Annotated in this window: 24 protein-coding genes and 1 pseudogene; 11 read left to right on the top strand and 14 right to left on the bottom strand. The window is 71.4% G+C overall.

All coding sequences use genetic code 11. The features are described from left to right. The first annotated feature begins 51 nt into the window (after positions 1 to 51). The 3 genes from ACPA54_RS25810 to ACPA54_RS25800 all read left to right on the top strand — a co-directional run bounded on the left by ACPA54_RS25810 (position 52) and on the right by ACPA54_RS25800 (position 3,644). Positions 52 to 972: an SDR family NAD(P)-dependent oxidoreductase gene (locus ACPA54_RS25810; RefSeq protein ID WP_423533587.1), complete on the top strand. Its 921-nt coding sequence runs from the start codon at positions 52 to 54 to the stop codon at positions 970 to 972. Between the two features lie 68 nt (positions 973 to 1,040). Beyond that, positions 1,041 to 2,249, top strand: coding sequence for an acetyl-CoA C-acetyltransferase (locus ACPA54_RS25805; RefSeq protein WP_423533585.1), 1,209 nt, complete (start codon positions 1,041 to 1,043; stop codon positions 2,247 to 2,249). Positions 2,250 to 2,450: 201 nt separating this feature from the next. After that, the gene (locus tag ACPA54_RS25800) at positions 2,451 to 3,644 is read left to right on the top strand and encodes an amidohydrolase family protein (protein WP_423533583.1); all 1,194 of its coding nucleotides are present in this window, start codon (positions 2,451 to 2,453) and stop codon (positions 3,642 to 3,644) included. A 69-nt stretch (positions 3,645 to 3,713) separates the two neighbouring features. Here ACPA54_RS25800 and ACPA54_RS25795 read toward each other — a convergent pair whose 3' ends face one another. The 3 genes and pseudogenes from ACPA54_RS25795 to ACPA54_RS25785 all read right to left on the bottom strand — a co-directional run bounded on the left by ACPA54_RS25795 (position 3,714) and on the right by ACPA54_RS25785 (position 5,356). Next, entirely contained in the window at positions 3,714 to 4,331 is a 618-nt protein-coding gene (locus tag ACPA54_RS25795) for a GntR family transcriptional regulator (RefSeq protein ID WP_423533581.1), read from the bottom strand. Positions 4,332 to 4,546: 215 nt separating this feature from the next. After that, positions 4,547 to 4,639: pseudogene (locus tag ACPA54_RS25790) on the bottom strand (glycoside hydrolase domain-containing protein); the annotation flags it as partial. A gap of 42 nt (positions 4,640 to 4,681) precedes the next feature. Continuing rightward, positions 4,682 to 5,356: a GAP family protein gene (locus ACPA54_RS25785; RefSeq protein ID WP_423533579.1), complete on the bottom strand. Its 675-nt coding sequence runs from the start codon at positions 5,354 to 5,356 to the stop codon at positions 4,682 to 4,684. A 261-nt stretch (positions 5,357 to 5,617) separates the two neighbouring features. Between ACPA54_RS25785 and ACPA54_RS25780 the strand changes: the two genes are divergently transcribed. Then, on the top strand, positions 5,618 to 6,562 hold the full coding sequence (locus ACPA54_RS25780; RefSeq protein ID WP_423533577.1) for a TIGR03619 family F420-dependent LLM class oxidoreductase: 945 nt from the start codon (positions 5,618 to 5,620) through the stop codon (positions 6,560 to 6,562). A gap of 6 nt (positions 6,563 to 6,568) precedes the next feature. Here the strand turns inward: ACPA54_RS25780 and ACPA54_RS25775 are convergent, their stop codons facing one another. Genes ACPA54_RS25775 through ACPA54_RS25755 form a run of 5 tightly spaced genes read right to left on the bottom strand, consistent with a single transcriptional unit; the run spans position 6,569 to position 11,538 of the window. Further along, positions 6,569 to 7,474, bottom strand: coding sequence for a polysaccharide deacetylase family protein (locus tag ACPA54_RS25775; protein ID WP_423533575.1), 906 nt, complete (start codon positions 7,472 to 7,474; stop codon positions 6,569 to 6,571). Continuing rightward, positions 7,471 to 8,448, bottom strand: coding sequence for an agmatinase (speB, locus tag ACPA54_RS25770; protein ID WP_423533573.1), 978 nt, complete (start codon positions 8,446 to 8,448; stop codon positions 7,471 to 7,473). The genes ACPA54_RS25775 and speB overlap by 4 nt, the downstream gene beginning before the upstream one ends. After that, positions 8,445 to 9,245, bottom strand: a complete 801-nt coding sequence (locus tag ACPA54_RS25765) for an SDR family NAD(P)-dependent oxidoreductase (RefSeq protein WP_423533571.1) — start codon at positions 9,243 to 9,245, stop codon at positions 8,445 to 8,447. The genes speB and ACPA54_RS25765 overlap by 4 nt, the downstream gene beginning before the upstream one ends. Beyond that, positions 9,245 to 9,967 carry an SDR family NAD(P)-dependent oxidoreductase gene (locus tag ACPA54_RS25760; protein WP_423533569.1) on the bottom strand — a complete coding sequence of 241 codons (723 nt, stop codon included), beginning with the start codon at positions 9,965 to 9,967 and terminating at the stop codon, positions 9,245 to 9,247. Before ACPA54_RS25760 ends, ACPA54_RS25765 begins: the two co-directional genes overlap by 1 nt. Continuing rightward, the gene (locus tag ACPA54_RS25755) at positions 9,964 to 11,538 is read right to left on the bottom strand and encodes an APC family permease (RefSeq protein WP_423533567.1); all 1,575 of its coding nucleotides are present in this window, start codon (positions 11,536 to 11,538) and stop codon (positions 9,964 to 9,966) included. The genes ACPA54_RS25760 and ACPA54_RS25755 overlap by 4 nt, the downstream gene beginning before the upstream one ends. 311 nt (positions 11,539 to 11,849) lie before the next feature. On the opposite strand from ACPA54_RS25755, the gene ACPA54_RS25750 reads away from it, so the two are divergent. The 4 genes from ACPA54_RS25750 (at position 11,850) to ACPA54_RS25735 (ending at position 16,991) form a co-directional block, all read left to right on the top strand. Then, a complete protein-coding gene (locus ACPA54_RS25750) occupies positions 11,850 to 13,364 on the top strand; it encodes a PucR family transcriptional regulator (RefSeq protein ID WP_423533565.1) in 1,515 nt (504 codons plus the stop codon). Between the two features lie 99 nt (positions 13,365 to 13,463). Next, on the top strand, positions 13,464 to 14,060 hold the full coding sequence (locus tag ACPA54_RS25745; RefSeq protein WP_423533563.1) for a hypothetical protein: 597 nt from the start codon (positions 13,464 to 13,466) through the stop codon (positions 14,058 to 14,060). Between the two features lie 194 nt (positions 14,061 to 14,254). Next, entirely contained in the window at positions 14,255 to 14,875 is a 621-nt protein-coding gene (locus ACPA54_RS25740; RefSeq protein ID WP_423533561.1) for a hypothetical protein, read from the top strand. Positions 14,876 to 15,032: 157 nt separating this feature from the next. Continuing rightward, positions 15,033 to 16,991 carry a serine/threonine-protein kinase gene (locus ACPA54_RS25735; protein WP_423533559.1) on the top strand — a complete coding sequence of 653 codons (1,959 nt, stop codon included), beginning with the start codon at positions 15,033 to 15,035 and terminating at the stop codon, positions 16,989 to 16,991. 88 nt (positions 16,992 to 17,079) lie between these two features. Here ACPA54_RS25735 and ACPA54_RS25730 read toward each other — a convergent pair whose 3' ends face one another. From ACPA54_RS25730 to ACPA54_RS25710, 5 genes are all read right to left on the bottom strand, one after another. Next, a complete protein-coding gene (locus ACPA54_RS25730) occupies positions 17,080 to 19,776 on the bottom strand; it encodes an NACHT domain-containing protein (RefSeq protein ID WP_423533558.1) in 2,697 nt (898 codons plus the stop codon). 199 nt (positions 19,777 to 19,975) lie between these two features. Then, complete coding sequence (locus tag ACPA54_RS25725; RefSeq protein ID WP_423533556.1) at positions 19,976 to 20,746, bottom strand: VOC family protein; 771 nt, start codon at positions 20,744 to 20,746, stop codon at positions 19,976 to 19,978. Between the two features lie 92 nt (positions 20,747 to 20,838). After that, positions 20,839 to 22,089 carry an NAD(P)/FAD-dependent oxidoreductase gene (locus ACPA54_RS25720; RefSeq protein WP_423533554.1) on the bottom strand — a complete coding sequence of 417 codons (1,251 nt, stop codon included), beginning with the start codon at positions 22,087 to 22,089 and terminating at the stop codon, positions 20,839 to 20,841. Positions 22,090 to 22,492: 403 nt separating this feature from the next. Further along, a complete protein-coding gene (locus ACPA54_RS25715; RefSeq protein ID WP_423533552.1) occupies positions 22,493 to 23,026 on the bottom strand; it encodes a DedA family protein in 534 nt (177 codons plus the stop codon). Continuing rightward, a complete protein-coding gene (locus ACPA54_RS25710) occupies positions 23,023 to 23,574 on the bottom strand; it encodes a hypothetical protein (protein WP_423533550.1) in 552 nt (183 codons plus the stop codon). The genes ACPA54_RS25715 and ACPA54_RS25710 overlap by 4 nt, the downstream gene beginning before the upstream one ends. Positions 23,575 to 23,644: 70 nt before the next feature. Between ACPA54_RS25710 and ACPA54_RS25705 the strand changes: the two genes are divergently transcribed. From ACPA54_RS25705 to ACPA54_RS25695, 3 genes are all read left to right on the top strand, one after another. After that, a complete protein-coding gene (locus ACPA54_RS25705) occupies positions 23,645 to 23,803 on the top strand; it encodes a hypothetical protein (RefSeq protein WP_423533548.1) in 159 nt (52 codons plus the stop codon). Between the two features lie 119 nt (positions 23,804 to 23,922). After that, positions 23,923 to 24,897 (top strand): L-threonylcarbamoyladenylate synthase, encoded by a 975-nt coding sequence (locus ACPA54_RS25700; protein WP_423533546.1) that lies wholly within the window; start codon positions 23,923 to 23,925, stop codon positions 24,895 to 24,897. 102 nt (positions 24,898 to 24,999) lie between these two features. Continuing rightward, on the top strand, positions 25,000 to 25,419 hold the full coding sequence (locus ACPA54_RS25695) for a hypothetical protein (RefSeq protein ID WP_423533544.1): 420 nt from the start codon (positions 25,000 to 25,002) through the stop codon (positions 25,417 to 25,419). Between the two features lie 106 nt (positions 25,420 to 25,525). Here the strand turns inward: ACPA54_RS25695 and ACPA54_RS25690 are convergent, their stop codons facing one another. Continuing rightward, on the bottom strand, positions 25,526 to 26,728 hold the full coding sequence (locus ACPA54_RS25690) for an MFS transporter (protein WP_423533542.1): 1,203 nt from the start codon (positions 26,726 to 26,728) through the stop codon (positions 25,526 to 25,528). Positions 26,729 to 26,809: the final 81 nt, after the last annotated feature.

The raw sequence follows: 26,809 nt of genomic DNA, 5'->3' as shown, positions 1-26,809 counted from the left end.
CGCCCCGACGGGGGGCTTTCGGAACCTGATCCACTGCTGGTAGGAGGAGACATGGGGTTGCTGGAAGGCAAAGTTGCGATCGTCACGGGCGCGGGTCACGGGATCGGCCAAGCCCACGCACTGGAGCTGGCGAAGCAGGGCGCGAAGGTCGTGGTCAACGACCTGGGCGGGTCGGTGCGCGGGGAAGGCCGTGGGAACGCCGCCGATGCCACGGTGGCGCTCATTCGGAAGAACGGCGGTACCGCGGTTCCGCACTACGGGGACGTCGCGGACCATGACGATGCGGGCGACCTGGTCGCCACCGCCGTGGACGCCTTCGGCGGCCTGGACATCCTGGTCAACAACGCGGGGATCGTGCGCGATGCGGCGATCTGGAACATGCCGCGGTCCGACTTCGACGCCGTGCTGCGGGTGCACGTGGCCGGCACCTGGTCGCCGTGCCACCACGCGGCCGCGTACTGGCGGGACCGCGCGAAGAGTGGTGTCGCAAACCGGGCCAGCATCGTCAACACCACGTCCGGCGCGGGGCTGGGTGGCAACTTCGGGCAGAGCGGCTACGCGTCCGCCAAGGCGGCGATCGTGGGTCTCACCCTGACGCTGGCGTTGGAACTGCAGCGCTGCGGTGTCACGGTCAACGCCGTCGGACCGTCCGGTCTGACCCGTATCACGGCGACGATGCCGGGTGCGGGTGAGGTCATCGAGGCCGGCGCGGTCCCCGAGGACGGCTGGGATCCGATGGATCCGGCCAACAGTTCGCCGCTGGTCGCGTGGCTGGCGAGTGACGAGGCGCAGTACGTCACCGGTCAGGTGATCCGGTCCATCGAGGACCGCATCATCTGGATGCAGGGCTGGCGGGAGAAGAAGACGATCGCGGCCGGCGGCCGGCGTTGGGACGCCGCGGAAATCGGCGCGCGTATGGCCGTGGACGTGTTCGGCACCCGCGGCGGGGGCCTGTCGTTCGAGCCTGCCTGAACCACTTGCGAGGGCGGGGGCATGGCCGACGCCACGATCCTCGAACTCCTGTGAACCGAGAGGCTTTCATGCGTGACGTTGTGATCTGTGAACCGCTGCGTACTGCCGTGGGCGGGTACGGCGGTGTCTTCAAGGACGTGCCGGTGACCCGGTTGGCGGCCACCGTGATCCGGGCCCTCGTGGCCAGGACGGGGATCGCACCCGAGGACGTGGACGACGTCATCCTCGGCCAGTGCTACCCGAACGGTGAGGCACCCGCACTCGGCCGGGTCGCGGCTCTGGACGCCGGGCTCCCGGTCGAGGTCGGCGGATATCAGATCGACCGCCGCTGCGGCTCGGGACTCCAGGCCGTGCTCAACGCGGTGGCCCAGGTACGCGACGGCGGCAGCGAGGCCGTGATCGCCGGCGGTGCGGAGTCCATGAGCCAGGCCGAGTTCTACACCACCGGCGTCCGCTGGGGCGCCCCCGGCGGCGGCACCATGCTGCACGACCGCCTCGCCCGCGGCCGGGTGACCGCGGGCGGCGAGCACTACCCGGTGCCGGGCGGGATGCTGGAGACCGCGGAGAACCTGCGCCGGGAGTACGGCATCGGCCGCGACGAACAGGACGCACTCGCGCTGCGCTCGCACGAACGCGCCGTCGCCGCCCAGCGGGACGGCCGCTTCGCCGAGGAAATCGTCCCGCTCACCGTCTCCGGGCGCGGCGGCGACGTGGTCGTCTCCGCGGACGAGCACCCGCGTGCCGACACCTCCGCGGACAAGCTCGCGAAGCTGCGCCCGGTGATGCGCCGCGAAGACCCCGGGGCGACCGTCACCGCGGGCAATGCCAGCGGGCAGAACGACGGCGCCTCGGTGTGCCTGGTGACCACGGCGGAGAACGCGGAACGACTGGGCGTGCGCCCGCTCGTCCGGGTCGTTTCCTGGGCCTTGGCCGGCGTGCCGCCGCGCACGATGGGTATCGGTCCGGTGCCCGCGACCGCACGGGCCCTCGACCGGGCGGGGCTCATGCTCGCCGACATGGACCTCGTCGAGATCAACGAGGCGTTCGCCGCCCAGGTCCTCGCCTGCACGCGCGAGTGGAAATTCGGGCAGGCCGATTGGGAGCGCACCAACGTGAACGGATCGGGGATCTCCTTGGGGCACCCGGTCGGGGCCACCGGGTGCCGGATCCTCACGACCGTCGCCCGCGAACTGGACAGGCGTCAGCAGCGCTACGCCCTGGAGACGATGTGCATCGGCGGAGGCCAGGGCCTCGCCGTCGTGTTCGAACGCGTATAAGCGCCGACATGGGTGGCCGGGGCTGCCGGGCATGACCGCGACGCGGTCACCCAGACGCACCCGGTCGTCCGCACGCGGCGGGTGAGCACGCGGTGGTCGGCGACACCGGCGGGGCGGAGCGCGTCCTGCACCGCGTCACCATCGCGGGCGACCGTCCGCGATGACCATCGGGCGGTCGCGCACCGCCGTGGAGGAGGGGTCGTGAACCGAATACCGCCGATCGTGGACGTCGACGCCCACGTGGTCGAGCCGCCGGACGTGTGGTCGTCCCGGCTGCCCGCGAAGTACCGCGAGATCGGGCCCAGGGTGGTGCATCTGCCGGCCGGGACACCCAAGCTGGACGGTGGCGGCTACATCGAGGAGCCGGGCACCGAAGGGCCCGATGTGGCCTGGTGGTTCTACGAGGACCACAAGTACTCGGTGAAGCGCCTGATCGCCGCCGCGGGCTACCCGGCGGACGAGATCACCATGGCGGGGGTCACGTACGACCAGATGCGTCCCGGCTGCTGGCAGCCCGCGGCGCGTGTGGCGGACATGGAACTCAACGGCGTCGAGGCGCAGTTGTGCTACCCGAACTACCCGCGGTTCTGCGGCCAGATCTTCCTTAGGGGGAAGGACCGCGAACTCGCGCTCCTCGGGGTGAAGGCCTACAACGACTGGATGGTCGAGGAGTGGTGCGGCGGCAGCGGCGGGCGGCTGATCCCGCTCTGCCTCGTGCCGTTGTGGGACGCGGAACTCGCGGCCGCGGAGGTCCGGCGCAACGCGGCCCGCGGGGTGGGGGCGGTGGCGTTCTCGGAACTGCCCACATACCTGGGTCTGCCGAGCATCCATTCCGGGTACTGGGACCCGTTCTTCGCGGCGTGTGCGGAGACGGGCACGGTTGTGTGCATGCACATCGGTTCGGGGACGAAGACGCCGCAGGCGTCGCCGGACGCGCCCGACGCGGTGGCCGCGACGATCATCTTCGGCAATTCGGTGGCGAGCATGGCCGACATGCTGTTCTCCGGGGTGCCGCACCGGTTCCCCGATCTGAAGCTGTTGTACGCCGAGGCGCAGATCGGGTGGATCCCGTACCTGCTCGAACGGATCGACGACGTGTGGGAGACGCACCGGGGCTGGAGCAACGGGCAGGCGGCGTGCCCGGAGCCGCCGTCGACGTACTACTACCGGCAGATGTACTCGTGCTTCTTCAAGGACTCCGTGGGCACCGAGCTGCTGCACCGTGTGGGGGTCGACAACGTCATGTTCGAGACCGACTACCCGCATCAGGACGGCACGTGGCCGCACTCGGTCAAGGCCGCCGAGGACCAGTTCGGGCACCTGGACGCGGACGTCGTCCGCAAGATCGCCCGGGGGAACGCGATCCGGGTCTTCGGGCTGCCGCTGACCCCGTGACCTGACGGATTCCGTGGGCGGGCGTCCTTCGGGATGCCCGCCCACGGCGTGTTTGCCGCGGCCGGGAGATCAGGTCAGAAGGTCGCGCGAGCGCAGCAGGCTGACGACGTTGTCCGCCTGGGTGCGCAGCATCCCGGCGAGCTCGGCCTCCGCGGCTGCCCCGTCCCGGGCGACGACGGCCTTCGTGACCACCCGCAGGCTCCGCTTCTGGACGCGCATCACTCCGGGCACCTCCTCGAAGAAGTTGCCCGGCACCAGGTTCGTCGTGAACACGCGCACCATCGCGGAGATTCGCCGGGACTGTGCCATCGCCACGAGTTGGCGGAGGTAGGCGTTGTTCCGCTGGAAGAACTCGGCCGGGTTCTCGGCGGCCTGCAAGGTGCGGTGGATCGAGCGCAGCGCCTCGAACGATTCGTCGGTTCCGCGCTCCGCCGCGCGGCGCGCCGCGAAGCCGTAGAGCAGGCCCAGCATCTCGTAGTGGTCCCGCGTGGAGTTCTCGTCGAGCCCGTTCACGAACGCGCCGCGGTGCGGCTCCAGGGTCACCCAGCCCTCGCGGTCGAGCGCGATGACCGCCTCGCGGACCGGCACCCGGCTGACCCGCAGATCCGCCGCGATGTCGTCCTGGGGGAGGCGGTCCCCGGTCTTCAGCGTCTTGTCGAAGATCATGTGCCGGATGTACTCGGTCACCTGCTGCGCGCTGGTGGGACGCGACAGGCCCTCGGGCCCCACGACAAGGGAGCCGGCCCCGACAGCGAAGCGGTCGACTTGCTTGGCGATGCTGGCCTCCCCGGCACGTCGGCACCCGATGCCGAACCTTGAACAAAGTATATGTGCCGGAATTCCGGCGTCCGGCGGCTCAGCCTGTCGCGCTGCGCCGGTATCGCGCCGGGGGTGATGGGTCGTCAGCCGGTGACGGCGACAGGGGCGTCCCAGGCGTTGTGGTCGACGGTGAGGGTGGCGCCGCCGTAGTTCTCCCTTGAGTTGACTTGGTACTGACGGCGCGGTTGAACGATTGTTTCCCCGCCGGGTGTTCGCCTTCAGTGCGTGAGGCCGCCGATGGCGTCGCCGACGTACTTGGCGCCGAGGATGATGAGCAAGGTGGTCATGATGGCGGCGTTGTGCCTTGCCATCCACGTCTTCCAACCCGCGAGCACGTGAGTGGATCGGTCGCCGCCGAGGAGGTAGACGGCGAGGGGAGCGAGTGTGCACAGCGAGGCGATGAGCACCATGAGGATGGCAGCGACGGCCATGCTCCCGGCCGAGGCGCCGCTGCTCGCGATCGACACGGCGCCGCCGACGGCGAGGACGAGGTTCTTGGGGTTGGCGACGGCCAGGGCCGCGGCGAGTCCGGCGGCCTTGCGGGGAGTGAAACGGTCGATGGCGTTCATCCATCCGGGTGGCGCGGGTTCGCTGTCCTCGTCCGGCCGGTCGCGCCACTGCTTCACGCCGAGCAGCAGGAACAGCAGGCCGAGCGCGAGCTTGAGCCACAGCGTCCAGGTGGCGGGGCCGCCGTCCGAGGCGTCGGCGCCGGAGCCGGCGAGGATCACCACGGTCACCAGGAGGGCCAACGAGGCCACCCAGCTCAGGGTGAACGCGATGCCGTTCGTGCGGCCGCGCGGTGTGGCGAGCATCAGTACGACGGCGATCAGGGGGAGAGGGCTGATCGCGATGCCTACCGCCGAGGCCAGCATCTGGCCGATGGCGTCAGCCACCTGAGACCTCCCGATCGACGGTTCACGGTTCACCACTATTGGACAAAATTGAACAATTCATACGTCGAGGCGCGTCAAGCGGCCACCCGGGGGTTCGGTCAGCGGTGGCGGCGCACCAGTCGCGGGCTTCGCCGGCGGCCACGGCGGCCTTGAGTCCGCACGGGGTCTGTGCTTGCCTTCTGATGATCTTGTCACCCAGGGTCACACGTCGTGCTGCTCCAGCCGCGCGAACCGGCCACGCCGAACTCGAGGTGTCCTCGCATGTCGCAAGCGCTTCCCCGTCCGCAGTTGTCCATGGGCCTGACCACGTTCGCCGCGGCGGATCCGGGCGGTTGGGAGCGGCTGTTCGACCACGCGCGCTTGTTCGACCGCGCGGGCGTGGACCGGCTCGTCGTGTCCGACCACGTCGCCTTCGGCGAGAACCTCGAGGCTTACGGCCGACCGGAGATCGGCGGCGTCCAAGGCGGCAAGCAGCCCACCGGCCCGGACGGGTTGTGGCTCGAGCCGCTGACCGTTCTCACCGCGGTCGGCGCGGTGACGTCGCGCGTCCGCTTGGGCACGAACATCCTGCAGGCGGCGCTGCGCCGCCCCGCGGTGCTGGCCAAGACGGCGTCGACGCTGGATGTGTTGTCCGGCGGGCGCCTCGACCTCGGCGTCGGTGTCGGCTGGCAGCGCGAGGAGTACGAGGCGGCCGGTCTGTCGTTCGAGGGCCGCGGGCGCCTGCTCGACCAGACCCTGGAGGTGCTGCAGACGTTGTGGCGCGAGCAGCGGGCGTCCTACGACGGTGACGGACTGCGGTTCGAGAACATCCACCAGATGCCCAAGCCCGTGCAGCCGGGGGGAGTGCCGATCTGGGTCAGCGGCACGGTCAACCGCAACGTCGCGCGGCGCCTTGCCCGGTTCGGCAGCGGCTGGATTCCGTGGGGCCCCGCCGCCGCCGACCCGCGGGCGGGCATCGCGGCGATGCGCGAAGCCGTCGCCGCCGAGGGCCGGACCGCGTGGGACATCCAGGTCGTCGGCACCTTGCGGGCAGCACGCAACGACAACGGCGAACCGGACGTCAAGGCCACGCTGGAGCGGGTGCCGGACCTGGTCGAGGCGGGCGTCACCGACGTGCGCGTCACGTGGCCCATCCCCGACGACATCGACATCGCCGAAGAGAGCGTGACGGCACTCGTCCAGGGTTTCCGCGCCCTCACGCGGTGACGACGGTCAGGCGTCGGCCTCGGGCAGTTCCGGGCGGGTGATCGAGCGGGGAGCGAGACCGAGGCCGCGGACGTGCTCCGCGATCTCGCCCAGGGAGGCGACCCAGACATCCGTCGCTTCGACGGCGCTGCGGACGAGTTCCTCCAGCGCCGCGGCCCGGGCCGGTCTGCCGGAGAGGAAGGGATGGTTCGTGAGGACGAAGCAGCCGCCGGCGGCCCGCAGCGCTTCGAACTCGTCCGTCCACATCTCCAGTGCCTTGCGCGGGCTCTCGATCAAGCCGCTGCCGGACAGGTCGGGGATGTAGCAGTACTGCTCCCAGTCGTCGAGGCCCCAATGGATCGGGATCTCCACGAGAGATCCCGAGCCTTCGGGCCCGTCACCGTCGACCGCGAGTTCGTAGGGCGCATCGGCGTCCATGAGGCTGCTGTCGTAGCGGAAGCCGCGGTCGAGCAGCAGCCGCGGCGAGTGCCAGTTCAGCTCCCACATCGGGGCGCGGTAGCCGATCGGCCGCACCCCGGCCACCTCTTCGAGGGCATCGAGTCCCCGGTCGAGGATCGCCGCTTCCTCCTCTTCCGAGACGCCGACCAGGGTTTCGTGGAGGTAGCCGTGGTGGGCGATCTCGTGTCCGGCCGCGGCGATGTCGCGCACCGTGCCGGGGTGCCGGTGCGCCGTGTAACCGGGCACGAAGAACGTGGCGCGCACACCTTGCCGGTCGAGCAGGTCCAGCAGCCGGGGTACCCCGACGAGCGGGCCGTACGCCTGGTGGCTCATCACCGACATCCGGTCCGCCGCCGCGGGGCTCGCGGACAGCACCGCGGACTCGGCATCCACGTCGAACGAGAAGGACGCGGCCGCGTGCGCACCGTCGGGCCAGGCGACCGGGCCCGCCGGGACCATGCCGCCGCCGGTCACGACGCGCTCCGGGCGCACAGGGCGACGAAGTCGTAGGCGAGATTCGCCGCCGCGACCGCGGTGACCTGCGCATGGTCGTACGCCGGGGCCACTTCGACGACGTCCGCGCCGACCAGGTTCACGCCCGCCAACTCACGCACGATGCCGAGTAGTTCGCGACTCGTCATGCCGCCCGCCTCGGGTGTCCCGGTGCCCGGGGCGTGGGCCGGGTCGAGGACGTCGATGTCGACGGAGATGTAGAGCGGGTGGTCGCCGATGTGCTCGCGCAACTGCGCGGCGACGTCCGCGGAGGTGCGGGATTCGAATTCGCGGCAGTGCACGATCGTGAAGCCGAGCGCACGGTCGTCGGCGAGGTCGCCCGCGCCGTACAGCGATCCGCGAATGCCCACGTGGGCGCTGGCGCCGGGGACGAACAGGCCTTCCTCGGCCGCACGCCGGAACGGCGTCCCGTGGGTGAGGGGAGTGTCGAAGTAGGTGTCCCAGGTGTCCAGATGGGCGTCGAAGTGCAGGAGCGCGACCGGCCCGTGCACCCGATTGACCGCCTTGAGCAGGGGATAGGCGATGGTGTGGTCGCCGCCGAGCGTCACGATCCGGGCGCCGTCGCGGATCAGTTCGTGGGCGGCGTCCTCGATCTCCTTGACCGCCATGCCGATGGAGAACGGGTTGCACGGGATGTCGCCGGCGTCGACGACCTGCTGCGCGTCGAACGGGTGCACGTCCAGTTGCGGGTGGTAGGGCCGCAGCAGCCGGGACGCTTCGCGGATCGCGGACGGACCGAACCGCGCTCCGGGGCGGAACGTGACGCCCGTGTCGAACGGGACGCCGACCACGGCCACGTCGTAATCGGGGACGTCCTCGCGCCGCGGCAGTCGCGCGAACGTCGTCAGGCCGGCGAAGCGCGGGCTGGTCTGTCCGTCGACCTGGCCGACGGGGCGGCGCCAGTCGGTGCCGGGCTCGGTGGTGTCGTGGTTCATGCCCGGCATCGTGTGCTGCCTCCGTTGATCTGGATGGTCTGGCCGGCGAGCGCGCCCACACCGAAGTCGGTGAGGAGGGACACGGCCGCGGCGATCTCCTCGGGTCGGCCGATGCGTCCGAAGGGGATCTCTTCCGCGTAGCGCGCGTGCATCTCGGCGAGCGGCACTCCCGCGTCGCGGGCATCGACGTGAAGCTGAGGGGTGTCGACGACGCCGGGGGCGACGGCGTTGACGAGGATGCCTTCGGGCGCGAGTTCCCGGCCCAGGCTCTTGGTCAGCGCGATCAGGCCCGCCTTCGAGGCGGCGTATGCGGTTGCGTTGGGCCAGCCGGTCACGCCCCACTCGGAGGTGATCAGCACGATCCGGCCCCGGCCGCGGCGGCGCATGCCGGGCAGGACGGCTTGGACCAGGTCGAAGGTGCCGGTCAGGTTGGTGTCGACGACGCGCCACCAGTCGTCCGGGTCGTGCTCGGCGAGTGGCGCCATGGTCATGTAGGCCGCGTTGCCTACCAGGACGTCGATGTCGCCGTGCGCGTCGGTCAGTTCGTCGACCATGGCGCGGATCTGCTGCCGGTCGGCGACGTCCGCCGGGGCGGGAATCGCGCCGATTGCGGCCGCGGCCTCGGCCACCCGGGTGCCTTCGGGCCTGCCGCCGACCGCGACGCGCATCCCGTCGGCGGCGAGCCGGGCGGCGATGGCCGCGCCGATGCCCTGGGTGGCGCCGGTGACCAGAGCCAGCGGTGCTTCGTCGGACCGCGCGGGAGCGGTGACCGGTGCGGTGTCGGTGCGCTCGCTCATCAGATGACTGCTCCACTGTTCGGGGAGACGACTTCGCCGGTGCAGAACGACGCGTCGTCGAGGAGGAACCGGGCGACGGCCGCGACCTCGTCCGGCCGGGTCAGCCGCCGGGTGGGCAGCGTGGCCAGGTAGGCGGGCTCGCGCCACGGCGAGTCGGCGGCGAGGAGCGGGGTGTCCGTGGGCCCGGGGGCGACGGCGTTGACGCGGACGTTGTGCGCCGCGCTTTCCGCGGCGAGGCTGCGGACCAGGCCGATGATCGCCCCCTTCGCGGCGGAGTAGTGCGAGTCCGCGTCGCCGCCGCCGACCGCCAGTTCGGAGGTGACCGCGACAATCGCACCGCGGCGGCGTTCGAGCATGCCGGGCAGGACCGCGCGGGCCGTGTTGAAGAGGCCGCCGAGGTGCACGCGGAGCATGCGGTGGAACTGCTCGTGGGTCACGTCGCCGACCGGCAGGGATTCGTAGTGCCCGGCGGCGGTGACCAGGCCTTCGATCGGGCCGAGTTCGGCTTCGACGCGGGAGGCTGCCGCGGCGACCGCCGCGCGGTCGGAGACGTCGGCGGACAGGGCCAGGGCCAGGCAGTCCGGGGCTCCGGCGGTGCGGGCGTCGAGGCCCGCAACGGTCCAGCCGCGCGCGTGCAGGCTTTCGGCGACGGCGGCGCCGATGCCGCCGGTGGTCCCGGTGACGAGGACGACGCGGGGTGCCGGATCGGGGGTGGTGCTCACACGTTCTCCAGGTCGTTGCGGGTCGTGCTCCCGGATGTCGGACGGGCGGTGCCGGCCGGGCCGGGTTCGGCGGTGCCGGCCGCCGGACTGTCGGTGGTCGGCCCCTCGGGGATGTCGGCCAGCCGGCCCGCCAGGGGGCCCTTGATGCGGCCGCGCACGAAGGTGTGGATGAGGATGCCCACCACGGCGAGCATCGCCGAGGTCAGCACCATGCTCCAGCGCATGTACCACGTGTCGCCCGCGCTCGACCGCGGCCAGGCGATGTTCACCGTCTGCAAGACGCACCACACCGCGGCGGCGTAGGTGACCGGCGCGCCCCAGCGGCCGAGGCTGAACACACCGGGCTGCCAGCGTCCGCGCAGCCGGGCCAAGGCGACGCCGAGCACCGGGATACCGAAGGCGATCTGGAAGCCCATGCTGGTGAAGTTCACGAGGATGCCGTAGAAGTCCGACCCCGACATGAGCAGCAGGAGCGCGGCGACGACGCCGGTGACGGCGATGGCGTTGACCGGCAGGCGCTCGCGCCCGGCGAGCTTGCCGAGGAACGTGGGGGCGGGGAGCGCGTGGTCGCGCGCCGATCCCCAGATGCACCGGGACACGGCCGCCTGGACGGCCAGGAAGCTGGACAGGAAGCCGATCACGAACATCACCAGCAGCGGTTTGCCGACGGCGTTGCCGAGTTGGGAGGTCAGCGTCAGCGTCACCGGGTCCCCGGGCTGGTCCGCCATCATCGTGTCGAGGTCCGGGATCGCCAGGATGAGCGAGGCGCTGGAGAACATCACGATCGCGGCCACGCACACCAGCGACCAGATGATGGCGCGCGGGACGTTGCGCTCCGGCTTGTCGACTTCCTCGGCGATCGATCCGGCGGCCTCGAAGCCGACGAAGGACCAGCCCACGTAGGCCATGGCGGCCAGCGCCGGCCCGGTCAGCCAGGTCCCGGCGCCGGCGGTGCCGAAACCGTCGAACAGCACGCTCAGCGAGTTCTCCCGGTGGAAGATCAGCAGGACCAGGCTGAGCCCGACCGACGCGACGATCTCGCAGATGATGCTGGCGACCACCATGACCTTGAGGACCGACCGGCCCACCATGTTGGTGATGCTGCCCGCCACCAGGATGAGCAGGGCGACACCGATCGTGGTGTTCCGGCTCGGATCGGTGACGCCGCAGGCCTGGAGCAGGAAGCCCGACGCCCCGTACGACAAGGTGGCGAGCGCGATGGTCAGGCCCCAGATGTAGGCCCACATCGCGGCCCATCCCCAGGTGGTGCCCTGGACGTGCCGGGCCCATTGGTACACGCTGCCCGCGAACGGCCACTTCGACGACAGCTCGCCGAACACCAGAGCGACCAGGAGCTGCCCGACGAGGACGACGGGGAAGGCCCACCAGAACGCGGGCCCGGCCGCGAACAGCCCGAGGGCGAAGATCGCGTACAGCGCCACGATCGGCGATACGTCGGCGAACGCCAGCGAGAAGGCCGAGCGCAAGGAGAAGCTGCGGTTGAGCCGGTGCTCGGGAGCGGAGCCCGCGGGTTTCGCGGTTCCGTGGCGGGCGGACGGATCGTGTCCCATGCGTCGGCCCTCCTTTCGTGGCGGCAAGGGGTGTGTGGGGTGTGCCGCGCTTGGGGCGCTGGTTCCGCAGACCGCCGGACTTGTCGGCCGGCAGGTCCGCGGCTGGGCGCCGCGCGGCCTTGTGGAGAGAGCCTGGTCCGTCCCCGAGGCCCCGTCCATGTGTCGATCACGCAAAGCAACCGTTGCGCTTTATTCGATCGTCTATAAGATTTTCGCCACCAGAGGGCCATTATCCGGACATAGATGCGCCCCTCGTCAGTCGCGGCCCGCCCGTCCGAGGAGGCCGCGGCGCTTCACCGGAGGAGGGCGACATGCGCGCGACGGTCGCCGGTCTGCTGGAGACGCCGCACTTGCAGTTGCGCCTGCTCGCGGGCGCCTCCGGAACCGACCGCGTGGTCGGCTGGGCGCACGCCTCGGACCTGGAGACGCCCTGGGAGTTCCTGGCCGGCGGAGAGCTGCTGATGCGCAACGGCCGCACGCTTCCCCGTTCGGCGCCGCGGCAGCGGGCTTTCCTGCAAGCACTGGCCGACGCGGGCGCGGCCGGATGCGTGATCGGGGAAGACCCGGACACCCCGCGGCTTCACCCGCAGGCCGCGGAAGCCGCGGATTCGCTGCGGTTCCCCGTGCTCGCCGTCCCCTATTCCGTGGGCTTCGTGGCGATCGCCGTCGCCGTCGTCGACGCGAACGCGGGACACGACACCATGCGCCTCGCCCGGATCGAACGCATCTACCGCGCGGCCCGCGAAGTGATGGCCGGGCGCTCGACCGACCCGATGACGGCACGGCTGCGCCGCGAGCTCGACTGCGGCCTGATGCTGGTCGACGCCGCGACGGGGCGGCCGGTCGGCGACTACCCGGACGATCTCGCGGCGGTCACCGGCTCGGCGGTGCGGGCCGCGGTCGCCGCCTACCCTTCGGGCCTCCCCGCGGTCCTGCACGGCCGCTTCCCGGACGGCCGCGACCTGCTGGTGGTCGACGTCCCCGCCGAGGAGCCGACCGTGCTGGCGGTGTTCGACGTCCGCGGCGAGCCTCCGGACGCGGTGCTCCTCCAACACCTCGCAACGGCGGCCGCGGTCGACGTCGCCCGCGAAGCCATGCTCCTCGAGCACCGCCGTCGGCTGGGCGCCGAGCTGCTCGCCCACCTGTTCCAGGGCCGCATCGACGACGCGGCGGGCGACCTCCACGACCTGCCGCCCGGCGACGCGGTACTCCTCGCGGTCCGCGGCGCCCGAACCGAGGACTGGGGGAGCCTGCACGTCGCCTTGGCCCGCCGTCGCCTGCCCGCGCTGCTCCTCTCCCGCAACGATGTCGGCTTGGCGCTGCTGCCCGACACCCCGGAAGCGGTCGCCGTGGTCCGCGACCGCCTCGACGCCGGCACGGACGGCAACGTCACCATCGGCCTGAGCCGTCCGCTCGGCACCGCGGAACGCACGCCCGCCGCTCGGCGCGAGGCGTTGTGGGCCCTCGGCTTGGCCGCGGGCCGCCCGGCCCGCACCGCGCGCTACGGCGACGCGTCCGCCCGGTCGATGCTGCACGGACCCGACGAGGCCCAGGCCCTCGTCGACCGGGTGATCGGCCCGGTCATCGCGTACGACCGCGAGCACGGCACCGAACTGGTCCGAACCCTGTCCGTGTACCTGCGGCAGCGCCGGTCCTGGCAGCGCACGTCCGACGCGCTGAACGTGCACAAGCAGACCGTCGTCTACCGCATGCAGCGCGTGGAACAACTCACCGGCCTCACCCTCGCCGAGACCGCACACCTGGCCGAACTGTGGACGGCCGTCCAGGCGTACGACATCCTCCGCGAGATCGGCCCGCAAGACTGAGAGCCGGCCGCCGACCTCGGCGCCGGGGCGCGGCGGGCGCGGGGTGTGCGAGGGAAGGGCGCCGTTCGCTGCCGACCAGGCAGCTGGGACGATCTGGCCGTGCGATTCTCACGTCATCATGCGAGCTATGAACTGCGGGTCCACTGGACGTGGACAAACGGCGTCATGGCTCTCGCCGGTGTCGGACTGCTCTGCGGCGCCGGGTGGGGTGTTTTCGCGGCGGAAGCGCTGGAGAGCTGGCAGGGCATCGGCGCGGTCGCCCTGGCAGCCGCCCTGGGAGTGCTCTTCGCCTTCGCAGGCACCGCGGCGTTCCACGGGCCGGCCACGCGTCTGCGTGTCGATGCCTCGGGCGTGGGGTTCACCCGAGGACGTTGGCGCACCCGAACGCACCACGACGTGATCGCGTGGGAAGACGTCGAAGCCTTCGTCACCTGGCAAGGCAAGAGCACCTACTGGATCGGCGTTGCGGCTTCCGAAGCCCACCGCCAACGCAAGGGTCTGGGCCGGAGGCGATTCGACCGTTGGCTCGACAAGACAATCGGCCTCCCCGTCTCCGGGACGGTCACCGGCTGGACCGGGCCCGCACACGAGCTGCAAGCCCTGCACGACACCGTTGCCTCCCTTGCCCCGCACGTCCCCTGCTTCGACCCGACCGACGACACGCACCGGCGGCGGCTGCGCCCGGAGTTGGCGTGACGATCGCGGAAATGGCGTTGATGTAGACGGCGGCTCGATGCGACTCGGCGGGCGCCCGCCCCGGTATTGACGGCTAAGGGCATTAGCTTTACGCTCGACACCATTAAGCTAATGACTTTAGCCAAACAGCTTATGGAGTGAGCCGTGGCGATCGCTCCGCCCGCCGCGCCCACACATACCCAGAGGAGTTCCTCATGACCGCCATTGCCGCCCCGCGTCCGGCCGCCGTCTCCTTCCGCCACCGCGGCGCCGCCGGAGGCTACCTGCACGCCGGGGCGTGGGCCGCAGGGCTTTCGATCGGCTGGGGCGTCCTGCCCGAAGCCGGAGACAGCACCTCCGACATCGCCGCGAAGTACGCGGCACACCAGGGCACGGCCATCGCCCAATCCGTCCTGGTGCACGGCCTGGCCGCCGTGGCCGTCGCGCTGGTCGCCGCCGCGCTGGTCGGCGCCGGACGCCGCCTGGCGGGCTACGCGGCCTTCGCCGCGTCCGGGCTGGCTCTGGGGCAACTGGTCCTCGAACAAGTCGCCGTCCACAGCTCGGCCGACACCACGACCGCGGCCTTGTTCAACGCCGCACAGCACGTCGACGGCGTCAAGATGCTGCTCTTCGCCGCGGCGGCCGTCGCCGTCGGCCGGGCCGCGACCGGGCGCTGGGCAGGGCTGTTGAGCTACACGACCGCGGCCGCCATCGCCGTCTCCGGGGTGGGCTATCTCGCCGGTGCCGCGCCCCTTCGCGCCGCCGCGATGTTGTCCCTTCCGCTGCTCCTGGTGTGGATGATCGCGGCGGGACGCGGCACCGGGCGGGACGCCTGACGAAGCCCGGACCGCCGTACGGCGGCTCTGGCCTGATCACCGCCTGGTCTCTCTGCTGACGCCGGGCCGATGGCCGTGGTCCGCATGCGCATTACTCCACGTGCGGAGACGAGTGCGGTCTACGCTTTCCAAGCGTCGGCGAGCGTGGGGGGGCGACATGCAGCGTGTTCTGAACGGGCGGTACGAGCTGCTGGAGGAAGTGGCTCGCGGCGGCATGGGTGCGATCTGGCGGGCCGCCGACCGGCTCATCGAACGAGAAGTCGCCGTGAAGCTGATTCCGCTGTCCGCGGATGATGCGGACGTACGGCTGCTGGTGGCCGAAGCGCGTGCGGTGGGCGCGGTGTCGAGCCCCTACGTGGCGGCCGTCTTCGATTGCGGACGCGATGCGTACGACGGGTACGTGGTGATGGAGCTGGTGCGCGGACGATCGCTGGAGCAGCTGCTCACGGAGGAGCAACTTCCGGATCTGCGCCGTGTGCTGATGTGGACCGACCAGATCTGCGCCGGGTTGGAGGCGGCGCACGCCTGCGGCGTGGTCCATCGGGACATCAAGCCCGCGAACGTGATGATCACCCCCGACGACCAGGTCAAGATCGTCGATTTCGGCATTGCCCGCAACGTCGGCCAAGTCCATACCCGCGGGGCCGCGCTCGTCGACACCGACGGATCCGGCCCGGCGTTCGGCACGCCTTCGTACATCGCGCCCGAACAGATCAACTCCGAACCCGCCGATGCGCGGACGGACTTGTACTCCCTGGGCTGCCTGTTGTTCCAGTTGCTGACCGGGGACACCCCCTTCGGTCGCGGCAGCCTCGTCGAGCTGATCATGCGCCATGTCCGCACACCGCCGCCCACCCTCGCGCAGCGCGGGCGGGCGTTGCCGCAAGAGTGGGAGGACTTGGTCGCGGACCTGCTGGCGAAGGACCGTCGGTACCGCCCCGCCGACGCCGACGAAGTACGTCGCCGGCTCACACGTATTGCGACCGGAATAAACGACGTTGCCCCCGCGGAGGTGCTCACACAGCCGGTTCCGTTACCGGCACCGACGCTCCACGAGGCGACCCTGGCGCGACGGGCGGGCCTAGCGGAAGCCATCCCTTGGTTCCGGTGGGTGGACAACGAGTCATCGCCAACCGGTGAGGACCACCGCGGGGCGTGCTGCGACCCTCTGCGGCCCCTCGGCTATCTCGCCTATCCCGCATTCAACAGGACGATCGGCGACCGATCGTGGATCGTGGGGCGTGCACCGGACGGATCCAAATTCGTCGCGGTCGGTCGGGGACTGTTGGCTCACCCGCGCAGACAGCCGTCCGGGCCGGTCATCGATGCCATCGCTACTGCCGCGATCACCGCCGCGATGCGATGGAACGGCCTGGCCGAGCACTGTCTCGCGCTGCAGCCAGTCCGAGGAGTGGCCGCAGCCAGATACGCCTCGGCAGGCTCGGGTCTGTCCTGCCTTTGGTCGGTCCACGAGCTCCCCGAGGGCGGGGTGGCCGACGCCGAGTGGCCCTGGCTGTTGGGGCGACCCTTCCATCACCACCATCTGTACACGCCTCCACGTGTCCCGGCGCGGTCGGTCGCCAGTGGCATACGTATGGCACTGAGCCTGCTGAACGCTGTCGCCGCGGTCAACGGCGCCGGGTTGCCCGGCATCGCGGCCACGCCCACGACGATCCTGCCGGGTCCCGAACGCGACGAGTTCCGGCTTCTGGGGCTGCCCGTGGCAGTCGAGGACCTGCCCCGCGAGGCGTTCGACGATGTCGACCGCACCATTCACCCGCTGATGGGGTGCTGGGGCAGAGGCGAGGACATCCTGCGCGGGCCCAATCCCACGGTCCCGAACGACAGGCGCGTGTGGGACTTCATCGCCCGGGAGACCGACAACACTCTGCTTCTGCACCAGGTGGGTGCGCTCCTGTACCTGTGGCTCGAGGCGCCCACGGTCGCGGAGTTGCCTCGGAAAGGGATCGACGGCCGGTCGCTCGGGTGGCGTCCGAAGCGCCTGACGCACGGACCGGCCGCACTGTCGAACCTGATCGCCGCACTGACCCACCCCGACCCGCACAACCGGCCCACGCCCGAAGAGGCGCGGACGGCTCTCCGGCAAATGCAGTGACCAGCACGGCATGTCAGAGGGAACATGGCGGAGTTGCGCAAGGTGATCCGCGCGACCGACTGAGATGCCACCCATCCGGACGGCGGCTTCAGCGCGCAGATGATGACGGTGGGGTGGGTTCGAACCCGTGCAGATACACCGCGATGTCGGAAACAGGCCTCTCCGTGGGGGCGTTCGTCGCTGCCTCGGCCGTGACGCGGGGGGAGGTCAACCGTTCGGAGCGCGGCTGTGGCACAAGAGCGAACGGGATGTCGTCCTGGAGAGGGCCGTCCAGGGGCCGATCGTGCCACCGGACGCTGTATCCGGGCGCGACGAGGTGGACCTGGGTCAAGTCGGGGCAGCGCGCGAGCGGCCGCAGGTCCATCGCTTGGGGAGTGGGTACGGTGACGACCGCGCCCTTGAGGCCGCTGACCTGGCACAGTCGGTCCAGTAGATCGCGGTCGCCGTCCAGTTCGACCCACGGGAGGCAGGGGAGCACTGCCGCGGCGGCCAGTCGGCGCGGGGACGTGATGGCCACCCCGGTCCGCGGAGGGATGCGGCTGAGAACGGATCGCGCATACCCGACGTCGTCGAACGCGTCCCACGCGGCGTAGAAGGCTCGGGAGAGCCGGGGATGCGGAAGGCCGTCCCTCGCCGCCGCCGCGGCGTACCGGGCGAGCACGGCCATCGCGGACTCGCCGCCGATCTCCGCCAGCAGACGGATGAGGTGCACCGACCCGGGGCCGGCCTCCGAGGGCGCATCGAGGCATTCGGGAAGCAACCCGAGCAGGGGCTGTCCGATCTTGGCGAGCGCGACAGCCTCCTCGGGCGACGTCGGCGGCAGCAACTGCGCGGCGATCCGGGCGACTTCGATACGCAGAGCAGGATCGACGTCCGGTACTTCACCGACTGCTTCGGCTGCGAGCAGGACGAGGTCGGCCCGTACCGATGTCCCCTGCGTAGCGCGGGCCAGGAGTCCGTGGACGAGTCGGTTGCGGTCGTGCTCGAGAGCGAGTCTGACCGCCATGACGAACATCTCGTGCCACTGGTCGTCTTCGCCTGCCCGATTGACGATCTGCCCGAGATCGCGGTGGGCGAGCGCCTGCTTCGCCGCCAGGAACCTCTGGAAGGTCGGATGGACGAAATCGACGCGGCCGATTCCGGGTTCGCACAGGATTCCGGAGCGCAGGAGCAGCATCCGCACCAGGTCGTCCGGGTCCGCCGTCCCGCCGAACGGGCGCGCATAGTGGGCGACGCGTTCCACGGCTTCCTCGAACGTGACTTCCGCATAGCCGTTGCGGGTCATCCAGTAGGCAAGCTCGCCGAGCAGGGCCTTGCGCTGTGCTTCACCGAGTCGGACCTCGGCGGACGCGGGGACACCGCGAACCTCGTCACGGCTTGCGAGAAGCATGGCGATGGCGTCGTCGTACAGGCGGATCCGGTCGTTGGGGAGCGTGAGACGCTGCTCGTGGTGCAAGGTGCAGATCAGCGCGCACAGCAGGGGGTTCGCGGCGAGTCTCCGCAAGTCCCGGTCCAGCAGGAGCCGGTTCAGCAGATCGTGTCGCCGGTTGGCGAGATCGACGGCCCGGTCCGGTTGTTCCTTCGCCACGGCACGGTGCCAGTGGGCGATGAACGCGCGTTGGTCGGCCGGACCCATCGGTTGAAGCGCCGCTTCGGGCAATCCGGCGTGCCCGTGCCGGCCCCCGGACAGCGCGGCGGGGCGAGACGCGACGATCATCCGGACACGGGGGTACTCGCCGAGCAACTCCGGCAGCCACACGCCCCAGAAGACATCGCGCTCGGCAGCCGTCAGCTCGTCGACACCGTCGACCAACAGGACGGCACGGCCTTGGTCCATCAGCCCGCGGATCCAACCCGGCGGCAGTTCGGCGCGGAGCAGCGTCCCGATCTGGTCGAGGAACCGTTCGGGTTCGGGGCCGTTCGTCTCGAAGAAGAAGTGCCGAAGGACGAGGAAGAACGGGACTGCTCCTTCCCAATCCGCCAGGGCTTCCGGAAAGCCGTCCCGCGCGGCCCACAGGGCGACTCGCCGCAGCAGCGTGGTCTTGCCGGATCCCGCTTCGCCGGTGACCAGCATGCGGCGTTGGCCGCAGAGCAGATCCTCGATGCGCAGGGGACGGTCCGAGTCGGGCAGGATCCGGCCTCGGCTGTGCGCTTGGAGGCTCATGTACGCGCTGCCGATCGAGTAACGGAAGTCCCGGTCGCGCAGCCTGACCCCGAACAGCTCCAGCTTGTCCAGACGCTTGGCCACCGCGGAGCAGTACCGCGCTTCGAAAACAGCAAGCGCTTCGTCGCCCGGCGCCGAGACGTGCCGCTCGATGCGTTCCAGGCGGGAGAGCTGCTCGATCTCGATGCGTTCCGGGAACTTCGGGTGCTTCGCCACGAATGCGACGACATGGATGCACACGAGGACGGAAAGCTGTTCGTACGCGCCGCGGCCGGCGAGCGTCAGTTCACGGTGGGCCGGCAGTTCGGGAGCCGTCGCTCGGAGCCAGGCGGCCAGGCGTTCGGGATCCATGGCGTACCGGAGGGGCAGCCGGGAGTCGACGACGCCTATGTGGTCGAACGCGGCTTTGACGCAGTCGGCCGCGGCGGCCCATTCGTGGTCCGCAAGGCCGCGGAACTCGGTCGCGCGGAGTTCCTTGGCTTCGCGGGCGACCTTGTCCACGAGCCTGCCGAACGCCGTGCGGTCGATCTCTTCCTGGTTGAGACGGTGCCGCTGATGGAGTGCGGTCGCCGCGCGCTGCACCACCAGGGCGGCCAGGCGCACGCTTGCCGGATCGGCCATGGGCGTTCCCCCGAGGTCGCTTGCCGTCCGTCTCAGCATAGGCAGGAGCGGACGCTGCCGTGGCCTCGACGGACTGCTCGCGGCGGTCACTTCGGCCCGGGCGGCGGGCGGAGCCCGGCGACGGCCCGCACACGGTGCCGCGGCCGGGCCCCCGGTCTCAAGGGGCGGGCTCCCGGGGGCCGTCGCGTGGGGGCGCTCGTCAAGACCGGTCTGGGGCCGCACGGGTCAGGTCACGGAGTTCGGCGGCTTGGGCCAGGGCCGTTGCGGCGTTCTCGCGGTCGGTGGGGGAGAGCGCCAGGCGGTCGAGTTCGTCCAGCCGGGCGTGGGCTTGTGCGGGATCGTCCAGGCGCAGGTGGAGTTCGGCGAGGAAGGCCAGGGCCTCGACACGGTCTGCCGGTGTCGCGGTCGGGTCCGAGCGGTCGAGCGCGCCGGAGAGGGACTTCGCCGCCTGTGCGACATCACCGCGGGAGTCCGCGGTGACCACGGCGTTGGCGTGGGCGGCGGCGAGCCTACTGGCGGTAGCCGGTGCGGACTCCGCCTCGGCGCTCGCGTCGGAATCTGTGTCCTGGGGCACGTCGGGCTCGGCGCGGACCACGCGGATCCAGTTCCCGGACGGGTCGATCAGGCTGAAGCCGCTCAGTCCGCCGTAGTTCTTCCGGCGCCTGGGGCGCGTGATGCGGGGGAATCCGGCGAGTGGGAGCCGGCCGTACTTCGTGCGCAGGCCCGCGGCGAACGCCTCGAAGAGCGGCTCGGTGTCCGGGACGGCGAGCAGGCACGAGCCGTAGGAGTCCTCGGCGCGGAAGCCGGCGATGCCGTTGTAGTGGAGTTCGACACTGCCGCGCCGCAAGGCGACGTAGGGGTTCGGCCGGGTCTGCCGGTAGGTGACCGCGAACCCGAGGGCGGTGTGGAAGTCGGTGATCTCGTCGATCGAGGCGCAGGGCAGGATGGGAATCACTCGTGCGTCGGCCATGATCTTGATCCAACCACCGTGCGAAGCATCCTCGCGGCGCGCGACGAGGACCGTGGTGCAACCGCGACGGCGACAGGTCCGACATCGTCTGCTCAGGGATGGTCGCGGAGCAGCTCGCGGGCCGCGCGGGCACCGGAGGCCAGGGCGCCTTGGACGGAGCCCGTGGCGCGGTGGTCCCCGCACAGGTAGCGGCCGGGCGCGATACGGGTGGTGCGCGACAGGGGGAGTCCGGCAGGCATGGCCGGCAGCGCGTCCGCGATGGTGGCGGTGTCGACGAGTTCCCAACCGGCGGTGTCCGCCTGGTAGATGTCCGCCAGCGCGGCCCGCACGCGGGTGTGCGCTCCGGGCGGGTCGCCGCCGAGCACGGAGGCCTGCACCAGGTGTGCGCCGGGCGGGGCGTAGGTCGGGGCGATGGTGCTGAGCACGCAGGTGTTCTGGAGCCGCATGCGGGTGTCGGTGATCAGCATCGGCTCGTCGAGGGGCTTGTCCGGTGCGGCGAACTGGTAGGTCGTCACGGTGCGGTACGCCGGAAGTTCCGCGTCCGGTACCAGACGGGCGGCAGCCGCCGGTCCGGTCGCGACGACGACCGCGCGGGCGCCCAGTTCGGTGCCGTCCGCGAGCAGCACGCCCTGCGGGGTCAGGGCCTGGACGGGGGCGTCGGTGGTCACCGTGCCGTCCGGCAGCCCGGCGGCCAGCCGGCGGGGGATCGCACCGATCCCGTCGGCGGGAAGGCACAGGCTGCCGCGCAGCATGCTGCGCCACACCAGGTGGAAAACCCGCGCCGAGGTGTCCAGGCCGTCCTCGAGGAACACCCCGGACAGGAAAGGCCGGAAGAACCGCGCGACGAAGTCCTCGGTGAACCCCCAGCCCGCCAGCGCTCGGGCGGCCGTGGTGTCCCGGGCGGCCGAGGGAAGGGCCTTGAGCGCGCGTGCCGGCGGCAGGACGGTCCACGCGGACAGCGCGGCCAGCGCGGCCATGTCACGGGGACCGACCCCGCCGCGCACCGCGGCCACGGCATCGTGCCATCGGCGGGTGGGGTCCGCGACCCGGAGCGGACCGCCCGGTCCGTGCGCGAGCACGCCCGGGTAGAACGGCCGCAACCGCAGCGCGCGCAGGTCCAGACGCCGACGGACCTGCGGATAGGAGGTGTTGAACACCTGGAATCCGCGGTCCAGGACGAATCCGTCGCGGCGTTGCGACCGCATGCGGCCGCCCACCGTCCCGGACGCCTCCAGGACGCGCACGCTCCGGCCCGCCGCGACCAGGTCCGCGGCGCACGCCAGCCCCGCCATGCCCGCGCCGACCACGACGGCGTCCACGCCCGGCTGCATCTTCGGTGCCATCGCCCGTCCTTCTCCCCATTGCTCGCCATTGCCGGCCTCGGTGGGTCCGCCGCCCACTTCCCGGGCGGTGTGGTCACGCCACGGCGTCCAAGGCTTCGTTCATGAACGGACGGATGACGCAGACGCATGGGTCGCGGCCCGGAACGGCGGGCGCCGTGAGCCGCGCACGCGCTCCGACGGCGATGGTCCGGGCGCCGAACACCGCCGAGGGGCGGGTGTTCGTGCGTGCGTCCGTGCGTTCCACCCCGCTCCGTGTCGGTACACGGACACACTCCGGCATGTGCGGGCGCGCCGACGGGTGTCGGCGCGGGAACCTCGACAAGTTCACCCGGCCGGGCGACCACCGGGCGACTCCGTGTTCCGCCCGGCCCACGGCCGCGTTGCGTCGGACTCGGCGCCTGCGTCACCAGGCGACGAGGTGGGACAGTCCGGCGCCGACGGCGTTCGTGGCCGTGCCGATCCAGCGTCCGGCGAGGACGAGGCCCGCGGACCAGGCGACGGCTCCCGGAGCTGCCCAACGAACGAAGTGCGGGTAGCTGGTGGGGCCGAGGCCGACGAGCCGGGGGACGAGCGTCCTCGGCCCGGTGAACCAGCGGGCCGCCGGCACGACCGACGCGGACGGCGTGCGGGACAGGGCGCCGGGCATGCGGTGTACGGCACGGGCCATACGACCGGGCACCCCGTTGCCGGTACGGGCGGCCCGGCGCCCTGCCGCGAAGCCGAGGCTGTCGGCGCACAGCCCGGCCAGGGCGGCGCAGAGAACAGCGCATGCCGGCGGGACGGCACCGGATGCGGTGAGGTGTCCGAGGGCCAGCACGGTGGCGGTGCCGGGGACGAACATGCCCGCGAGGCTGACGCCTTCGGCGGCCAGGACGAGTGAGACGAGGGCGTAGGCGAGGGGTGACGGCAACGCGTCCAGCCGCGTCGCGGGGTTCACCGGGCCGTCCGGCGGACGGGTTCGGCGGTCAGGTGGTGTACCCAGGCGGGTGGGATGTTGCCGGTCACCAGGGTGCGTTCGATGCCGTACTGGGCGACGAATCCGCGGACGATGTGCCGGGTGAGTGCCAGCCGACGACGTCGGGCGGGGCCGGACACGGCGGCATGCAGCGTCGGGAGGCCCGCATAGGCGAAGAAGGACAGGTGCCCGCGCGGGCGCAGTGCGGCGAACAATTGCTCCAGGATCGCTTCGGCCGTGTCCGGGGCGGTGCCGGCGAAGGGCAGGCCGCAGATGACGACGTCGTAGCGGGCTTCGCCGATGTCGAGGTCTTCGACGCGACCGGTGAGGACACGTGTCTGCGCCCCCAGACGGGCCAGGGGTGCGGCCGCCGCGGGAGTGACGGCCGCGGAGGAGCCGGCTGTCGGCCTGTCGGCGAGGGACGTGCGGTCCCCGAGGTGGTGCACGAGCAGGTCCGCGAAGCGCGGGTTCGCATCCACGAGGTCGAGCCGGTCGGTGCCGGTCATGGCGGCGGCGATGTGGCGGGTCACCGATCCCGTCCCCGGGCCGACCTCGAGGATGGTCCGCGCCGTGCCCGGGGCGGCACCGCACACGGCCCGCGTGAGTTCGTGGGCCAGGGCGCGGGCCGTCATCGAGAGCGCGGTCGTCGGCACGGTCCTCGGCGACGTCCTGCTCGCCGCCATGCGCCGACTCGCCCAGGAGCAGATGTCCGCTGCCGCCTTCCGCCCTCCGGGCCCGGCGTCGGCGCACCCGGAGTAGCGGCATAGAGCGACACCCGCAGAGCGGCGGCGCCGAGGACGGCGGGTGTCTGCCTCCGGGGGCGCCGCCCGGACCGTGGCCCTGTCCGCCGTGGTCCCCGGCGGACCTAGGATGGCGGGGTGACGGCGAGGACCAGTGACATCGAGAAGGCCGCGGGCGTGCTCCGGGCCGGCGGTCTGGTGGCGTTCCCGACCGAGACGGTCTACGGACTGGGTGCGAACGCCGAAGACCCCGCCGCGGTCGCGCGGATCTACCAGGCCAAGGGGCGCCCGCCCTCGCACCCGCTGATCGTCCACCTCGGCGGCGCGGAGCAGCTGGGCGACTGGGTCGACGGGGTGCCCGAGACGGCGCGGCTGCTGGCCGAGCGCTTCTGGCCGGGGCCGCTCACCCTGGTCCTGCGGCGCGGCGGCCGCGTTTCCCCGGCGGCGACCGGCGGACTGGACACGGTGGCCGTGCGCGTGCCGGACCACCCTGTCGCACGCGCACTGCTGGCGGAGTTCGGCGGCGGCGTGGCGGCCCCGTCCGCGAACCGCTTCGGTTCGATCAGCCCCACCGCCGCCGACCACGTCCGAACCGAACTCGGCGATGCCGTCGACTTCGTGCTGGACGGCGGCCCGTGCGAGGTGGGCGTGGAGTCGACCATCGTCGACGCCACCGGCGACGTTCCCGCCGTGCTGCGGCCCGGCGGGGTCGCGCGCGAGGACCTCGAAGCGGTGCTGGACCGCCCGCTTGCCGTGCACGCCACCAGCAGCGTGCGCGTGCCCGGGCAGCATCCGTCCCACTACGCGCCGCGTGCCCGGCTCGTCCTCGTCGAGCCGGAGAAGGTCGTCGTCGAAGCCGAACTCGCGCGGGAGCTGGGGCATCGGGTAGGCGTCCTCCTCCCGCCGGCCTTCGCCGACACCCCGGTCAACGCGCACGCGGTCGTCCCGGTCCCCGACTCGGTGCAGTCCTACGCACAGGGCCTGTACGGCTATCTCCGCGAACTCGACCGGCAAGGCTGCGACCTCATCGTCGCCTCGCTGCCGGACGAGGACGGCCTCGGGCTCGCCATCGCCAACCGCCTCGGCCGTGCCGCCGGACCACGGCCTGCTTGAGCACGGGCGGGTGCCCGCGATGCTGCCCGCGCGGCTGGTGACCATGGGTTTGGGGAAGGCTACGCTCACCCTCCCATGGGGATAGCGAATGTTCGAAGCGCCGTGACGGCGCTGGCTGTGCTGTGTCTCTGCGGGATGACCTCCGCGTGCGGTACCACCACGGACCCGGGGCCGACCGCTGAGCAGAAGAAGTGGGCCGACACCCTGAGGGCGACGCTCGACGCCAAGCCGAGTGACTGTGTTGCGGTCGGCCCGTCCTGTTCCGGCTTCATCACCGCGCTCGACCAGCAGATGACGGCGCTCGACAGCGTCGTCCAGTCGTGGGACGCCCCCGACCGCTTCCCGTACGTGCGTGCGGATGCGGCGACCACGCATGAGAAAGCCAAGGACTTCCACGACCAGGGCTGCGTGAGGATGCCCATGACCGATAGGAAGTCCTCCGACTGTGCCTTCGATCTGAGCGACGCGATGAAAGCGGTGAGCGATACGAAGGATCGCTTGACCACCCAGGGCCGGGCTTAGAGACGGGGCCGGGCTTAGAGACGCGACTCCCGCGCGCAACTGCGGCTGTTCTCGGACCACGACGGTGCGGAGACGCATGTCCGGCCGGGGGCTTCGCCGGATTCGGTCAGCGCACGGCGTCGTTGGTGCGGGCGGTCCAGATCGCCAGGGCGGCGATCAGGGCGCAGGCGCCACCGAGCCACAGCACGCTCTGCAGCGTCAGCGTGTCGACGATGATGCCGCCGGCCAGCGCTCCACAGCCGATGGACAGGTTGAACACCGCCACCCACAGCGCGGACGCGGCTTCCACGGCCTGCGGAGCGGCCTTGAGCATCCACGTCTGGAGCCCCACGGACACACCGCCGAAGGCCAGACCCCAGACGATCAGCAGGATGGCCCCGCCGACTGCGGTCCTGCCCAGAAGCAGGAAGAGGGGCATCGCGGCCGTCATGGCCGCGGCGATGGTCAGGACGCTGCGGTGCACGTGGCGAGAGAGCGCCGCACCGGCGACGAAGTTGCCGATCATGCCGGCCGCACCGAACCCGAACAGCAGCGGACCGACATAGCGCTCGTCGATCCCCGACAGCTTCTGCAGCGCCGGGCTCACGAACGTGTAGGCGGCGAAGTGCCCGAACACGAGCAGCGCGGTGGCGATGATGCCGACGCGTACGCCCGGGTTGCGGAGTTGCTCCATCAGCAGCTTGGGCCGGACGGCCTGGGAAGCGACCAGCTTCGGCAGTACCGCGAGCAGGGCGACCAGGGTCACGAGAGCCAAGGCGCTGAGCGACGAGAAGGCGATGCGCCACCCGGTCAGGTCGCCGACCAGGGTGCCCAGCGGGACACCGAAGACGTTCGCGGCGCCGACGCCGCCGAAGATGACCGCGGTGGCGCGGGGCACGTCCGGGGGCGCGACGAGCCGGACCGCCAGGCCGGCGGCGACCGCCCAGAAGCCTCCGACCGCTATGCCGACCAGCACCCGGGAGGCCACCAGTACCGCGAAGTTCGGTGCCAGGGCGGAGCCGAGGTTCGCGACGGTCATCAGGGCCATCAGCCCGAGCAGCAGGACGCGGCGGTCCAGCGACCCGACGAGCATCGGGACCAGCGGTGCCGCGAACCCGGCGACGATGCTGGGCACCGTCACCATCAACGCTGCCGTCCCCTCGGAGACCGACAACGCGGACCCCACGGAGGTCAGCAGGCCGATCGGCAGTTGCTCGGCGGTCACCAGCAGGAAGGTGCCCAGCGCCACCGCGGAGACCGCCGTCCAGCGGCTCTTCGCTGGGGTTTCTGGTTGCCGTGTCCGGGTGGGGGTCTGCTCTGCGGTCGTCAACGGGTCCTCCTCCATAATTCGGGAGCGATCGCTCCCGAATGGGGAGGTTAGTATGGGAGCGAACGCTCCACAAGTTGGTTA

The organism is Uniformispora flossi, from assembly GCF_049534875.1.
Lineage (GTDB): Bacteria > Actinomycetota > Actinomycetes > Streptomycetales > Streptomycetaceae > Yinghuangia > Yinghuangia aomiensis.
Note: the sequence above shows the minus strand (reverse complement) of the source record. Positions and strands in the feature narration are given on the sequence as shown.